The sequence below is a fragment of the Martelella alba genome (genome assembly GCF_006516955.1).
GTDB lineage: Bacteria > Pseudomonadota > Alphaproteobacteria > Rhizobiales > Rhizobiaceae > Martelella > Martelella alba.
Genome location: NZ_VHLG01000055.1, coordinates 1 through 622, shown reverse-complemented (window position 1 = coordinate 622; position 622 = coordinate 1). Strand labels below are relative to the sequence as shown.

1 protein-coding gene is annotated in these 622 nt (G+C 58.4%); it reads left to right on the top strand.

The window, feature by feature from the left end; translation table 11 throughout:
• A partial coding sequence (locus FJU08_RS22635; protein ID WP_268932152.1) for an EF-Tu C-terminal domain-related protein occupies window positions 1–621 on the top strand: 621 nt, incomplete at its 5' end.
• Between the last annotated feature and the right edge of the window lies 1 nt (window position 622).

Sequence of the window (622 nt, the reverse complement as noted above, 5' to 3'; positions counted from 1 at the left end):
GTTCGTGAACTGATGGCTGCTGTTGATGCCTACATCCCGACGCCTGAGCGTCCGGTTGACCAGCCCTTCCTGATGCCGATCGAAGACGTTTTCTCGATCTCGGGTCGTGGTACGGTTGTGACCGGTCGTGTTGAGCGCGGCATCATCAAGGTTGGTGAAGAAGTCGAAATCGTTGGCATCAAGCCGACGTCGAAGACGACTGTTACCGGCGTTGAAATGTTCCGCAAGCTGCTCGACCAGGGCCAGGCTGGCGACAACATCGGCGCGCTGATCCGCGGTGTTAACCGTGATGGCGTTGAGCGCGGTCAGATCCTCTGCAAGCCGGGTACGGTTACGCCGCACACCCAGTTCAAGGCAGAAGCCTATATCCTGACGAAGGAAGAAGGCGGCCGTCATACGCCGTTCTTCACCAACTACCGTCCGCAGTTCTATTTCCGCACGACGGACGTTACGGGCATCGTAACGCTGCCGGAAGGCACGGAAATGGTTATGCCTGGCGATAACGTCACGGTTGATGTTGAGCTGATCGTTCCGATCGCGATGGAAGAAAAGCTGCGCTTCGCGATCCGCGAAGGCGGCCGCACCGTCGGCGCCGGCATCGTCGCCTCGATCATCAAGTAAT